This window comes from Kribbella sp. NPDC054772 (genome assembly GCF_053611945.1).
Genome location: NZ_JBSHBJ010000004.1, coordinates 294,425 through 307,829 on the forward strand (window position 1 = coordinate 294,425; position 13,405 = coordinate 307,829).

Annotated in this window: 13 protein-coding genes; 11 read left to right on the forward strand and 2 right to left on the reverse strand. The window is 68.5% G+C overall.

Annotation, left to right across the window (positions count from 1 at the left end; translation table 11 throughout):
* Window positions 1-13: 13 nt before the first annotated feature.
* Window positions 14-1,270, forward strand: a complete 1,257-nt coding sequence (locus tag ACWGID_RS09515) for a putative glycoside hydrolase (RefSeq protein ID WP_452195952.1) — start codon at window positions 14-16, stop codon at window positions 1,268-1,270.
* Here the strand turns inward: ACWGID_RS09515 and ACWGID_RS09520 are convergent.
* The gene (locus ACWGID_RS09520) at window positions 1,267-2,274 is read right to left on the reverse strand and encodes a LacI family DNA-binding transcriptional regulator (RefSeq protein WP_452195953.1); all 1,008 of its coding nucleotides are present in this window, start codon (window positions 2,272-2,274) and stop codon (window positions 1,267-1,269) included. The two genes, ACWGID_RS09515 and ACWGID_RS09520, sit on opposite strands and share 4 nt — an antisense overlap.
* Window positions 2,275-2,472: 198 nt before the next feature.
* Here ACWGID_RS09520 and ACWGID_RS09525 point away from each other — a divergent pair, with 198 nt between their 5' ends.
* Genes ACWGID_RS09525 through ACWGID_RS09545 form a run of 5 tightly spaced genes read left to right on the forward strand, consistent with a single transcriptional unit; the run spans window position 2,473 to window position 7,963 of the window.
* Window positions 2,473-4,068, forward strand: a complete 1,596-nt coding sequence (locus tag ACWGID_RS09525; protein ID WP_452195954.1) for an ABC transporter substrate-binding protein — start codon at window positions 2,473-2,475, stop codon at window positions 4,066-4,068.
* Entirely contained in the window at window positions 4,065-5,069 is a 1,005-nt protein-coding gene (locus tag ACWGID_RS09530; protein WP_452195955.1) for an ABC transporter permease, read from the forward strand. Before ACWGID_RS09525 ends, ACWGID_RS09530 begins: the two co-directional genes overlap by 4 nt.
* Window positions 5,069-5,986, forward strand: coding sequence for an ABC transporter permease (locus ACWGID_RS09535; RefSeq protein ID WP_452195956.1), 918 nt, complete (start codon window positions 5,069-5,071; stop codon window positions 5,984-5,986). Before ACWGID_RS09530 ends, ACWGID_RS09535 begins: the two co-directional genes overlap by 1 nt.
* Entirely contained in the window at window positions 5,983-7,011 is a 1,029-nt protein-coding gene (locus ACWGID_RS09540; RefSeq protein WP_452195957.1) for an ABC transporter ATP-binding protein, read from the forward strand. Before ACWGID_RS09535 ends, ACWGID_RS09540 begins: the two co-directional genes overlap by 4 nt.
* Window positions 6,995-7,963 carry an ABC transporter ATP-binding protein gene (locus tag ACWGID_RS09545; RefSeq protein ID WP_452195958.1) on the forward strand — a complete coding sequence of 323 codons (969 nt, stop codon included), beginning with the start codon at window positions 6,995-6,997 and terminating at the stop codon, window positions 7,961-7,963. Before ACWGID_RS09540 ends, ACWGID_RS09545 begins: the two co-directional genes overlap by 17 nt.
* Before the next feature lie 42 nt (window positions 7,964-8,005).
* Here ACWGID_RS09545 and ACWGID_RS09550 read toward each other — a convergent pair whose 3' ends face one another.
* Window positions 8,006-8,389 carry a VOC family protein gene (locus ACWGID_RS09550; protein WP_452195959.1) on the reverse strand — a complete coding sequence of 128 codons (384 nt, stop codon included), beginning with the start codon at window positions 8,387-8,389 and terminating at the stop codon, window positions 8,006-8,008.
* A 98-nt stretch (window positions 8,390-8,487) separates the two neighbouring features.
* Between ACWGID_RS09550 and ACWGID_RS09555 the strand changes: the two genes are divergently transcribed.
* Genes ACWGID_RS09555 through ACWGID_RS09575 form a run of 5 tightly spaced genes read left to right on the forward strand, consistent with a single transcriptional unit; the run spans window position 8,488 to window position 13,402 of the window.
* Entirely contained in the window at window positions 8,488-8,967 is a 480-nt protein-coding gene (locus ACWGID_RS09555; RefSeq protein WP_452195960.1) for a PASTA domain-containing protein, read from the forward strand.
* Window positions 8,968-9,002: 35 nt separating this feature from the next.
* On the forward strand, window positions 9,003-9,266 hold the full coding sequence (locus ACWGID_RS09560; protein ID WP_452195961.1) for a hypothetical protein: 264 nt from the start codon (window positions 9,003-9,005) through the stop codon (window positions 9,264-9,266).
* A gap of 28 nt (window positions 9,267-9,294) precedes the next feature.
* A complete protein-coding gene (locus ACWGID_RS09565) occupies window positions 9,295-10,767 on the forward strand; it encodes a sulfatase-like hydrolase/transferase (protein ID WP_452195962.1) in 1,473 nt (490 codons plus the stop codon).
* A 56-nt stretch (window positions 10,768-10,823) separates the two neighbouring features.
* Complete coding sequence (locus tag ACWGID_RS09570) at window positions 10,824-12,146, forward strand: ABC transporter substrate-binding protein (RefSeq protein ID WP_452195963.1); 1,323 nt, start codon at window positions 10,824-10,826, stop codon at window positions 12,144-12,146.
* Window positions 12,143-13,402: an ROK family protein gene (locus tag ACWGID_RS09575; RefSeq protein ID WP_452195964.1), complete on the forward strand. Its 1,260-nt coding sequence runs from the start codon at window positions 12,143-12,145 to the stop codon at window positions 13,400-13,402. Before ACWGID_RS09570 ends, ACWGID_RS09575 begins: the two co-directional genes overlap by 4 nt.
* Window positions 13,403-13,405: the final 3 nt, after the last annotated feature.

Genomic DNA, 13,405 nt, shown 5'->3' on the forward strand with positions numbered 1-13,405 from the left:
GAGAGGAACGTGCATGAAACTCCGCCGAACGTCCTCGGTCGCGCTCGTCGTCGCGGCCGGCCTGGGACTGCTCACACCGAGCGCGCAAGCCACCGGCCCCGACCAAGCCGGTGGCACCTGCCAGCCGCCGCAGACCACTGTCCCGCTGCCGGTCACGCGCGATCACGGCGTACTGCAAGGGCAGGTGTTCGACCGTCAGGTGACCGATCCGTCCGTGTATGCGGGCCGGGTCGGCTTCGTCTGGGGTGCCTTGAAGGCGGCCCAGCCCGACGGCGTGCTGTCCAGTTCGTACGTCACCGCGTTCCGCAACGCGCCGGCGCGGCAGTACACGCCCGAGTGGTTCAAGACGAACCACCCGGACTGGATCGAGTACACCGCCGACCGCACCACGCCCGCGTGGGAGTTCAACAACCAGGTCTACACACCGATCGACATCGCCAACCCCGCGGTCCGGCAGTGGTACGTCGAGACGCTGCTCGACCCCGCGATCGCGGCCGGCTTCAAGGTCATCGCGGTCGACAACATCGGCGTCCGGAACGACTTCAAGGTGAGCGGTCATTACGACGCCGACGGGAACTGGGTACAGCAGTTCGGGACCGACCCGAAGGACCCGGCGTGGGTCGCGGACGTGCTCGACTGGCTGCGGTACCTGCGCGACTACCTGCACTCCCGCGGTGTCGCGGTCGCGTTCAACCTGACGTTCAACGGCAGCCTGCACGACGAGTTCCAGGACAAGTCACCGGAGTACATCGCGGCGCTCGACCAGATGATCGACATCTCCGACATCTGGCTGAACGAGCAGGGCTTCACCGTGCACCGCGTCGAGAACGTCACCGATGACGAGTGGCAGCTGATGTTCGACCTGCTGCGCCGGCACCGCTGCAAGCCGGCCGTGATCGTGAACAAGCTGCCCACCGACTACTGGTACGAGTCCTCGCCCGAGCAACGGCAGTGGGTCGTCGCGAACTACTTCCTGTACCGCGAGGCGCCGACGATGCTGGAGAGCACGGGCCGCAAGGACTATGCGGGGTTCAACGAGATCCCGGAGATGGAAGCCGATCTCGGTCCGGCGATCACACCGCCGGTACGTCGTGGCCCGGTGCTGTGGACGCGGCTGTACCGCGACGGGATGGCCGTGGTGAACCCGTCGTCGACGCAGTCCGCCCCACTCGTGCTCCCCCAGGGGACGTGGACCGATGTCCACGGGGTGCAGTACTCCGGGCAGATCGCCGTACCGGCCAACACCGGCCTGGTGCTCAAGAAGAGTTAGTTGCTGACCTGGCGGTCGGCCGGCGCGACGCCGGTCGACCCCCGGATCACCAGCCGGGTCTCCAGCTTGACGGTGGTCGGCGCGCTGAAGTCTTCGCCTTCGCGGAGCTGGTCCAGGAGGAGGTCCACGGCCGCCGAGCCCAGCTCCGCCGCGGGGACGTGGATGGACGTCAGCATCGGGTGGGTGACCGTCGACAAGGGGCTGTCGTCGATCCCGATCACGCTGATCTCCCGGCCGACCTGCATGCCGCGCTCGGTGAGCCTCGACATCACGCCGAGCGCGATCAGGTCGTCGTACGCGATGGCGGCCGCGACGTCGGCGGATTGCAGGAGGTCGGCGGCCCGCATCCCGGCCTGGATCTGCGGCTCGAACGGGCCGAGCTCACGCAGCTCCACATCGTTCGCCGCGCAGGCGGCCGCGAGGGCGTCGCGGCGTTGCTGGTTCGACCACGAGCGGCGCGGGCCGGCCAGGTAGCAGATCCGTTGGTGGCCGAGGGAGACCAGGTGTTCGACCGCTTCCTGCATGCCCTCGGACTCGTCGATCACGACACTGCCGGCGCCCTCGACCTCACGGTTCACGAAGACCACGGGCAGTTGCTGCGCGAGCCGGGTCAGCTCGGCCGGCGCGGTCCGCGGCGAGGCCAGGATCAGTCCGTCCACCTGGCGGCTCAGTCCGCGCGCGAGCTCGAGCTCGTCGGCCACGTGCTCATCGGTGTCGGCGATCAGGACGGCGTACCGCTTGTCGCGGGCGCGGGCCTGCACCGACTTGATGATCGGGGGGAAGAACGGGTTCGCGATGTCCGGGACGACCAGACCGACCGTGTCGGTCCGGCCGGACACCAGTGAGCGGCCGGCCCGGCTCGGCGCGTACCCGAGCTGCCGGGCCACCCGTTCGATGCGGGTCCGGGTCTCGGCGTTGACCTTCTCCGGATCGGTGAGCGCCCGCGACACGGTCGAGGTCGACACGTTGCAGGCCGCGGCCACCTCCGCCAGCGTGACAGCCAATGCAGCTCCCGAGGTCGTCGTGGATCGTCAAGGCATCGTAGCGCAAACGATTGCCGTGATCGTTGACCCTGATTGTACCCACTTCGACGGGATTCCACTGCAAACCGTTGACTCTTGCTGCAAACGTTGGCAGTCTCATCTCACCCCGGCCGGTCCGGCCGCGGATCGAAGGGAGATCCCGTGCGCTCCAGCAAGAAAATGACAGCGATCGTGACCGGTCTGGTCCTGCTGTCCGGACTGACGGCCTGTTCGGGGGGAGGCGGTTCAGCCGCCTCGGCCGCCGGCGCCGCACCGCTGACGGTCGCCGCGTACTCGCAGCCGACCCTGCAGCCGAACTTCAACCCGTTCTCGGTGAACGCGCTGCGTGGCACCACCGGGCTGATCTACGAGCAACTGTTCGACTTCAACACCGCGCACCAGAACGAGTTCATGCCGAGCCTCGTCACGAGGTACACCTGGGCATCGGGTGGGAAGGCGATCGACCTGGCGCTGGACAACCGGGCGAAGTGGTCCGACGGCAGTGCGCTGACCGCGGACGACGTGATCTTCACCTTCGACTACCTGAAGCAGCACGAGTTGCTGGCGCTGCCGGTCGACAAGGTGACCAAGACCGCCGACGGCGTCCACCTGACCTTCACGAAGCCGGCGTACGCCGCCCTTCAGGACCTCGGTCGCACGGTGATCGTGCCGAAGAAGGTGTGGGCGTCCAAGGACCCGGACACCGACACGAACCTGAAGCCGATGGGCAGCGGCCCGTACTCGCTCGGCCAGGTGACCGGGCAGCAGGCGACCTTCAAGGCCCGCTCGGACTACTGGAAGCAGCAGGTCCCGGTGCCGCAGATCACCTACGTCACCACGAGCAGCACCAACCTCCTGACCCAGCAGCTGGTCCGCCACGAGATCGACCTGGCGTACGCCGGGATTCCTGACGTGAAGAACCAGTTCGTGCAGCGCAACCAGGCGCAGAACAACCTGTGGCCGATCTACGCCAGCATGAAACCGCTGATGCTGAACCTGAAACGCAAGCCGTTCGACAACGTGCACGTCCGCAAGGGACTGGCGCTCGCGCTCGACCGGCAGGCGGTCACCGACGCGTACAACCCGGGTGTCTATCAGCCGGTCGGCCCGACCGGTCTCTACCAGGGCACCTGGTCGTCGTGGATCGATCCGGCCGACCGGGATCCGCTGAAGCGCGATCAGCCGGCCGCGCTGGCCGAGCTCGCGAAGGCCGGCTACACGCAACAGGGCGGCAAGCTGATCGGTGCTGACGGCAAGCAGTTGAAGCTGCGGATCCTCACTGTCAGCGCGTTCGCGGACGGTATGGCGTACTCGCAGGAGCTGGCCGGACAGCTCGCCGCCCTCGGCATCGACGCGGCGGTGAACGGCGTACCGTCGGCGGCCTACACCGGTGACGAGGACAAGCGGGACTTCGACGCGATCTACGGTGACGCGTTCACCTTCGGCACGAACCCGTACACGTTCTACAACAAGATGTTGTCGAAGAAGTCGAAGACGAACGTGGTCGGCTGGGACGACCCGGCGACCGAGTCCGCGCTGGGTGCCCTCGCGCAGGCCGCGCCGGACGCGCAACTGGCCGCGTCCAAGCCGCTGCAGCAGATCATGCTGACCCAGGTCCCGGTGATCCCGGTCGCCGTGAAAGGTACGCCGTACATGTACAACACCGAGCACTGGACCGGCTGGCCGAGTGCCGAGAACCCGTACACCACGCCGGATCCCGGTGCCATCAGTGGTGTGTTCGCGGCCAAGCTGTTCCTCTCGCTGAAGCCGGCATGACGCGATTCCTGGGTACGCCGTTCGCGCAGCGGATCGGGTTCTACCTGGTGGCCGCCTGGTCCGCTGTCACGATCAACTTCGTCCTCCCGAGGCTGATGCCGGGTGATCCGGCGTCGGCGATCCTGTTCAAGATGTCCGAGCTGGGACCGGTGTCGGAGCAGCAGGAGGAACTGGTGCACCGGCTGTTCGGCGGCGCGCGCGGTCAGTCCTGGTGGCACGAGTACGTCTGCTACCTGAACGGGATCCTGCACCTGGACTTCGGCCGGTCGATCTCGTTCTACCCGGCGACCGTCTCGTCGGTGGTGCGCTCCGGGTTCCTGTGGACGCTGCTGCTGGTCGGCAGCGCGACGGTGATCGCGTTCCTGGTCGGCACCAGTCTCGGCATCGTGGCCGGCTGGCGCCCGGGCCGCGCGATCGACTCGGTCGGCAGCCTGGTCTCGATCTTCCTGCACTCGGTGCCGTACTTCTGGGTGGCGCTGATCCTCGCCTACGTGTTCTCGTTCACGCTCGGCTGGTTCCCGCTGTCCGGTGGTGCCGACCTCGGCCTGGTGCCCGGGTTCACGCCGGACTTCCTGAACAGCGCGGTCCGGCACGCGATGTTGCCGGCCGCAACGATCGTGCTGACGTCGGTGAGTGGCTGGATGATCCACATGCGCAACATGATGGCGTCGGTGGTGAACGAGGACTACGTGCTGCTCGCGCAGGCGAAGGGCCTGCCCGGTCACCGGGTGGTGTTCTCGTACGCCGCGCGGAACGCCGTACTGCCGAGCATCAGTGGGTTCGCGGTCTCGATCGGGATGGTGGTCGGCGGGTCGCTGCTGACCGAGATGGTGTTCAACTATCCCGGTCTCGGCAGCCTGCTCAACCAGGCGATCGTGAACGTCGACTACCCGCTGATGCAGGGGCTGTTCCTGATCATCTCGCTGACCGTGCTGGCGGCGAACTTCGTGGTCGACTCGGTCTACGTGCTGATCGATCCGCGCACCCGGGAGGTGTCGTGATGAGGCGACTGTTGACCAGCGGCGACCGGAAGGTGACCGTCGGGTTGGTCGTGCTGGCGCTGATGTTGCTGATCGCACTGGTCGGACCAGTGTTCGTCAGCGCGGTGCTCGGCCAGTCGCCGACCAAACTCCACGCCGGCCCACCGATGGCCGCACCGTCCGGTGACCACTGGCTGGGTACGACGTCCTCCGGCGTCGACGTGTTCGCGCAGTTCATCACCGGGACCCGGGTCTCGGTGTTCGTCGGTCTGGTCGGCGGGACGATCTCGACGTTCCTCGCCGTCCTGTTCGGGCTGGTCAGCGGGTACCACACCGGCAAGGCAGGAGCCGCGCTGACCGGGTTCGTCAACATCTTCCTGGTGATCCCGGGGCTCCCGCTGCTGCTCCTGATCGCCAGCTACACCCGCGGCCGAGGCGGTTGGCCGGCGGTCGCGTTGATCATCGGTCTGACCAGTTGGGCCGGTGGCGCGCGGGTCAAGCGGGCGCAGACGTTGTCGCTGCGCAACCGGGACTTCGTCGCGGCCGCGCGGTACAGCGGGGACAAGCAGTCGCGGGTGCTGTTCCTCGAGGTCGTGCCGCATCTGGCTCCGGTGATCGCGTCGACGTTCCTGTTCGCGGTGGTGGGTTCGATCGCGGCGGAGGCGGGGCTGGACTTCATCGGCGCCGGCAACACGAACACGGTGAGCTGGGGCACGATGCTCTACTGGGCGCAGTCGCAAGGCGCGTTGCAGACCGGCGCGTGGTGGTGGTTCCTGCCGCCGGGTCTCGGCATCGCCCTGGTCGGTACGGCGGCCGGGCTGGTGAACTTCGGTATCGACGAGCTCTCGGACCCAAGGCGGCGTACGTCGCGGATGTCTGGGCGCCCGAAACGGCGGAAGGTCAGCCGCACAGCCAGCAGGACGGGGGCCGCGGCATGACGTTGCTTGAGGTACGGGACCTGGTGGTCGAGTACGGGACGGATCCCGCGGCGCGGGCCGTCGACGGGGTGTCGTTCGACGTCGGGCGCGGCGAGATCTTCGGCGTACTCGGGGAGAGTGGGAGCGGGAAGACCACGTTGATGACCGCGATTACCCGGCTGCAGCGACCGCCGGCCCGGATCGCCCGCGGGACGGTGACGTACCGGCCGGTGGAGGGCGAACCGGTCGAGCTGGTCAGCTGCGGACCGCGGCAACTGCGCGAGCTTCGGTGGGAACGGGTCGCCGTGGTGTTCCAGAGTGCGATGAGTTCGCTGAACCCGGTGATGCGGGTCGGCACGCAGTTCGCCGATGCGATCCGCGCACATCGGCCGATGAAGCGGTCGGACGCGTGGGAGCGGGCCGCGGAGCTCTTGGAGCTGGTCGGCATCCCGCGCGACCGGGTGCGCAGCTACCCGCACGAGCTGTCCGGTGGGATGCGGCAGCGGGCCGCGATCGCGTTGTCGCTCGCGTGCCGGCCCGACCTGGTCGTGATGGACGAGCCGACCACGGCGGTCGACGTGGTGATGCAGCGGCAGATCCTCGACAACCTCAAGGAGCTGCAGGCAACCTTCGGCTTCTCGGTCCTGTTCGTCACCCACGACCTGTCCCTGCTCGTCGAACTCGCCGACCGGATCATGGTGATGTACGCCGGTCGCGCGGTGGAGATCGCCTCGGCAGGGGACATCTATCGCAACCCGCAGCACCCGTACACGCAAGGACTGCGGGACTCGTTCCCGTCGCTGCACGGCCCGCGCCGGGCGTTGCGTGGAATCGGTGGCGCGCCGCCGGACCTGCGGCGGTTGCCGGCCGGGTGTGCGTTCGAACCGCGCTGCCCGCAGGCCGTGGACGACTGCCGGGACACCCTTCCGCTGCTGCTCGACCGCGACGGTGCCCAGGCGGCCTGTCTGCTGCTGGACGATCAGTCGGACCATCAGCGGGATCGTGAGCTGGACCGTCAGGAGGTGCGCCATGCTGGAGGCCGTTGAGATCACCAAGCGGATGGCTCTGCACGGGCGGCGGCGCGGGGAGTGGTTCACGGCCGTCGACTCGGCGTCGTTGAAACTCGAGCCTGGCAAGGTTGTCGCGCTGGTCGGCGAGAGCGGTTCGGGGAAGAGCACGCTGGCCCGGATCCTGACGCTCGGGGACGAGCCGTCCGGCGGGACGGTCCGGTTGGCCGGCAAGGACGTCAGCCGGCGTCGGCGGGCGGACCGGCAGGCGCACTTCGGTCAGGTGCAGCTGATCATGCAGGACCCGTTCGCCTCGCTGAACCAGCTGCACCGGGTGCGCTACATCCTGAGTCGGCCGTTGCGGAACTTCGGGACCGCCAACGACGGCGACCTGACCGGCCGGATCATCGAGCTGCTCGAGCGGGTCAACCTGACGCCGGGGGAGCAGTACATCGACAAGTACCCGCACGAGCTGTCCGGTGGCCAACGGCAACGAGTCGCGATCGCGCGCGCGCTGGCCGCCGACCCGACGGTGCTGATCGGCGACGAGCCGGTGTCGATGCTGGACGTGTCGATCCGCCTCGACGTACTGCGGTTGTTCGCCGACCTGTGCGCGCGGGACGGGCTGGCGATGCTCTACATCACGCACGACATCGCAAGTGCGCGGTACTTCGCGGACGAGATCAACGTGATCTACGCGGCGCGGATGGTCGAAGGCGGGCCGGCCGAGGAGGTCACGCAGCGGCCGCGGCACCCGTATACGCAGCTGCTGCTGGAGTCCTCGCCGGATCCGGATCGCGAAGGTGCGCGCAGTACGTTGCCGATCGTCGACGCGTCGAACGAGCCGATCGACCGGGAGCAGGAGCTGGCCGGGTGCCCGTTCGCGGCCCGGTGCCCGCACGCGATGCCGGTGTGCACCGAGCGACCACCACCGTCGACCACCTCCGCCGACGGCCACTGGTCCCGCTGCTGGCTCGACCAACCGGTCTGACCAGTACACCTCCCGACCTGTCCACCGGTCTGACCAGTGCACCTACCCACCTCTTGCGCTGGACTGTTCGAGGATCCAGCCGTTGCCGTCGGGGTCCGCGAAGGAGGCGAAGCGGTGGTGGAAGACGCCGCTCGTGCCGTGTGAGACCTCGCTGATCGCGACCCCGCGGCAGGCGAACTCGGCGCGCGCGGCCGCGACGTCGTCCACCACCAGATGCAGACCCTGGCAGGAACCGGGGAGTGCACTGGTCAGACCAGTGCCGATCACGATCGAGCACGCCGAGCCGGGCGGGGTCAGCTGCACCACGCGCAGCTCCCGGCCGTTCGCGTCGTCCCGGTCGAGCCGGAACCCGAGCGCCCGGTAGAAGTGCCGCGACCGGTCCACGTCCGACACCGGTACGACGATGACTTCGAGCTTGCTGTCCATCGCTCCAGCGTCGGTACTGCGCTCCGCGCTCGCACCCGTGGAACACCCTGGTCACCGTCTGTTGTTAGCTGAGGCGCCGGACGGGGTAATGGTTGAAGGTGACTCGGTCAGTGATCGTGGTTGGGTTCGTGAGCGGCGCGCTCGTCGCGCTGACGGCGTGCGGGAGTTCCGGCGCGGCCGGCTCCGGCGCCACCGTGACCGCAACCACCACCGTGACGGCCTCGCAGAACACGGCCCCACCCAGCAGCGCCCCACCGAGCACCGCGCCGCCAACGACGGCACCGCCACAGACGGCGCAACCAACGACCGCGCCGCAGAGCACCGCGCCGTCCGTCCCCGCGCGGCCGTCCGCGCAGGCGGGCGTCGTACCGAACGTGGTCGGGTTGAACCACCAGCTGGCGCAGGACACCATGCAGGCGGCCGGGTTCTACTACCTGACCGAACAGGACGCCACCGGCCAAGGCCGGCTCCTGATCAACGACCGGAACTGGGTCGTCGTCGCCCAGGAACCAGCCGGTGGAACGCGCGCCGCGCCCGACACCAAGATCGTCCTCAAGTCGAAGAAGATCGGCGAGTAGCTCAGGGCGCTTCCGAGCCGCGCTCCCGTTCCTGCATGACCAGGTCTGAATGGTCCGACAGCCGGTTCCGCGCGGAGAGCTGCCGGGCGATCCGCTGGTTGCCGCGCAGCCGGTCCGCGTTGCGGTCCAGGAACCACCAGTACCCGGCGGTGAACGGGCAGGCGTCGTCGCCGACGCGGACCTTCGGGTTGTACCGGCAGTCGCCGCAGAAGTCCGACGCAGTTTCCTTCTGGCCGAAGTTAATTCCCGTCGAGTGGTTGACAGCGCCGTCGCACCCAATTAACTTCAGCTGGAAATAAAGCCGTCGAAACCGACAAGGTGGGACGTGTGAGCGACCGTCTGAACGTGCTGGTCGTCATGGCTGACGAGCAGAGCTGGAACACTTTGGGCTGTACCGGAAACCCCGCGGCGCGGACGCCGAATCTCGATGCGCTGGCGGCGGAGTCGACCGTCTTCGACGCCTGCTACACGCCGTTCCCGTTGTGTTGTCCGGCGCGCACGAGCCTGTGGACCGGCCTGATGCCGCGGCACCACGGCGTACTGGGGAACTGGCGGCCGATCGAGCCGCAGCTGCGGTCCGCCGGGATCGCGCAGGCCTTCGCGGGCGCCGGCTACCACACGCACTACAACGGCAAATGGCACGTGCCGGGGACGACACCTGACCTGATGGGCTGGGCGGACAGCAGCGCGATTCCCGCCGTACTGCGGGGGCAGGACCGCGGGCGCTACATCGAGGACTACCGCTCGTGGGCAGGGGAGCGCGGGTACCGGTTCGACCCGGACCACATCGAGAACCTCACGACGCAGGACCTCGCCGCCTTGCGCGAGGCGCCGTACGCGACGTCGAGCGTCCCGCTGGACTCGTTCCTCGAGACCTGGCAGTGCGACACGTTCCTCGACGCGATGACACAAAGACCGGCCGACAAACCGTGGCTGGCGGTGTGCTCGATGAACGCGCCGCACTTCCCGATGCTCGTCCCCAGCCCGTACGACGAACTCATCGACCGTGATCAGGTGCGGCTGCCGGAGAGCTGGTCGACGGGTACGGCGACCAAGCCCCGAGAGGTCCGCGAGTCACATTTCGCCCGCGACTTCGAGGGTCTCGACGAGGAAGGCTGGATCGAGGTCACCAGCCACTACCTCGGCCTGTGTGCGCTCGTCGACGCGCAGTTCGGGCGGATCCGCCAGTACCTCGAGGACGCCGGCGAGTGGGACCGGACGGTGGTCGTCTTCACCGCCGACCACGGCGACATGATGGGCGCGCACCGGCTGATGGAGAAGGGCCACTGGCTGCACTACGAAGAGGACCTTCGGGTGCCGCTGATCGTCCGCCACCCGGACGGCAGGCAGAGCCGGAACGCGAACTTCGTGTCCCTCGTCGACATCGCGGCAACCATCGGCGAGTTGGCCGGTGTGCGCTGGGACGAGGCGCACGACGGGCGGTCGTTCGCCGCGATGATCGGCAACGACGCGGCGGAGCCGACGCGGGAGTACGTCACCGCCGAGACGATGCTGCGCGACGGCCGGCCCGGTGGGAACGGCGACGCGTTCCACGCGAAGGACTGGCAGTACCCGCGGGACAGCCTGAACTTGTCCGTCCGCACCGCCGGTCACCGCTACGTCTTCCGGTCTCACGACGAGGCCGAGCTGTACGACCTGGCTACCGACCCGTGGGAGCAGAACAACCTCGCGGCCACGACCGAGGGAGCAGCGACGGCCAAGGTGCTGGCCGGACTGCTCGCCGACGAGGTGACCGACGTACTACCTGACGCAGCGGCACTGGTCCGCAAGAGCGTCTGACAAATCCTGCACCAGACCCTGCACCGAATCCCTGCATCGAAAGCGAAGGGCACATCATGAGCAACGGCACCCCGCTGTCCCGCCGGACACTGCTGCGGTTCGGGGCCGCGGCGGCCGGAGTCACCGCCGTCGCCTCCTGCGGGCGCGGCCTCGGCGGCGGCAGCAAGTCGTCGTCGGGCGGTGGGTCGACCGCGGCGCTGGACGTGATGTTCTGGGGCGAGGGCGACCAGAACAAGAAGCTGATCGCGGCGCTCGACCTGTTCCAGAAGACCGAGGGCGCCGCCAAGGTCAACCCGCAGTACTCCGGCTTCTCGGGGTACTACGACAAGCTCGCGACCCGCGTTGCCGGGGGCAACCCTCCGGACGTGTTCCAGATCCACCTGCCGTACCTGATGGAGTACATCAAGCGCGGTGCGGTCGCGCCGCTGGACCAGTACAAGGACGACCTCGGTCTGGACAAGATGCCGGACTACGTCGCCACCACCACCAAGTCCGACGGCAAGTACTACTTCGCACTGCTCGGCGCCGCGACCCAGCCGGCCATCATCGTCAACACGACCAAACTCAAGCCCCTCGGTCTGTCCGCGCCCGGCCCGGACTGGACCCTCGACCAGTTCAAGTCGACGATGGCCGATGTCTGGGGCAAGAGCGGTCACAGGCTCGCCGGTACGGCGGACCTCGGCGGCGGCGCGATCCAGTTCGAATCCTTCCTGCGCGGCCGCGGCAAGGCACTGTTCAGCGAGGGAAACACGCTCGGGTTCAGCGAGGACGACCTGGCCGCGTGGCTGCAGATGTGGCAGGACCTGCGCAGCAACGGGTCCGCTGTCCAGATGCCGGTGACCGCGGCGGCGACCGGGTTCCAGAACGACCCGGTGACCGTTGGCAAGGCGGCGTACACCGGGACTGCGACGTCGCGGGGGCTGCCGTCGATGCAGAGTCTGACCAAGGACACGCTCAGCCTCGGGACGTTCCCGTCCGGCGGTGCCGGGTCCGAGCCGGGGACGAACATCATCCCGGCCGGCTGGTTCGCGATCTCGCCGAAGTCGAAGAACATCGAGGGCGCCGTGGCGATGCTGAAGTACCTGACCAGCAAGCCGGAGGCCGCGAACGCGATGGGTCTGGCCCGCGGCGTCCCGATTCCGGAAGACATCCGGGGCGAGGTCGCGAAGTCCGCGACCGGTCTGAACAAGCTCGTGCTGGACAACTACGCGCTGGTCGCATCCAAGGGTCCGGCGGCGCTGCAGATGTACCCGCCCGGTGCGAGCAAGCTGCTGCAGACCTCGCTGCCGAACGCGAACGAGGTTGTCGGCTTCGGCAAGAGCTCCGTGTCGCAGGCGGTGACCAAGTTCTTCTCCGATGCGAAGGCCGCGTTGAAGTGACCGAAGGTGCCGCGGGCGCCGCCTGGGAGCTGCGGCTGGACCGTGGACGGTTGCGGACCGCGCAGCCGTTCGACGTCCGGCAGCAGAACTACTCGGCGATCCTGCGCGCGGTCATGCGGCACGGGCCGATCGCGCGGTCGGAGCTGTCCGGGCTGACCGGGATGGCGACCGGGACGATGACGAAGCTGACCAGTCTGCTGAGTGCGGCGGGTCTGCTGCGTGAGCTGCCGGCGGAGACGGGACACGGAGCGCTCGGCCGGCCGCGGACGCCGATGGTGGTGGACGAGCGGACCCATCGCGTGGTGGGTGTGCACTTCGGGCTCCGTCGTACGACGGTGTGCCTGCTGGATCTCCGCGGGACCCTGCTCGCCGAGGTACGGCTGCCGCACCGGGGCCGGCGCGCGTTCGAGCCCCTCGTCGCGCAGGCGGTCGAGGGAGTCCAGGAGCTGGTCGCACGCAACCCGGGGACGGTTCTCGGAGTCGGGGCCAGCACGGGTGGCTGGGTTGATCGCGAGGCCGGTGTGGTGCGCGCGCATCGGGTACTGCGGTGGCGCGACGTACCGCTGCGGGATGCGCTCGGTGGTGGGCTCGGACTGCCGACCGAGGTCGACTCGAGCTTCCGCTGTCTGGCGATGGCGGAGCGTTGGTTCGGCGGCGCCCAAGGGGTCGACGACCTGATCGGGCTGTTCGTCGGGAACGTGGTCGGAGCTGGCTTCGTGCTCGGCGGGCAGGTGTTCCCCGGGCACCGGGCGGCGGCGGGCACTGTCGACCATCTGTCAGTCGGCGTGACAGCCGCCGAGGCCTGCTCCTGCGGCCGGCGCGACTGTCTGCACGTGGCGGCCAGCGACCTGGCCGTACTGGCGCAAGCCCGCGAGCAGGGGTTGATCGGCACGCGCGGGACGTTGGAACAACTCGTGCAGGCCGCGCGCACCCACGACGTCCATGCGGACCGTCTGCTGGTTGCGCGGGCGGAGCTCGTGGGCGTCGCCGCGGGGACGTTGATCGACATGCTCGATCCGGAGGTCGTGGTGGTCAGCGGCGGTGTGGTGGACGCGCCGGAGTACCTGCGGTCGGTTCAGCGTGGGGCGCGTGCGTACTTGCAGGACAAGCGTCCGGTGGACGTGGACTCGGTGGTGCGGTTGAGCGCCTTCGGCACCGATGGCGTGGCGGTCTCGGCCGCGAGCGTGATCCTCGAGCGGATCTACGCGGCGCCGGCGGACTTCGTCCCGGGCCTGCTCGAGCTGCGGTACGGGTGATGC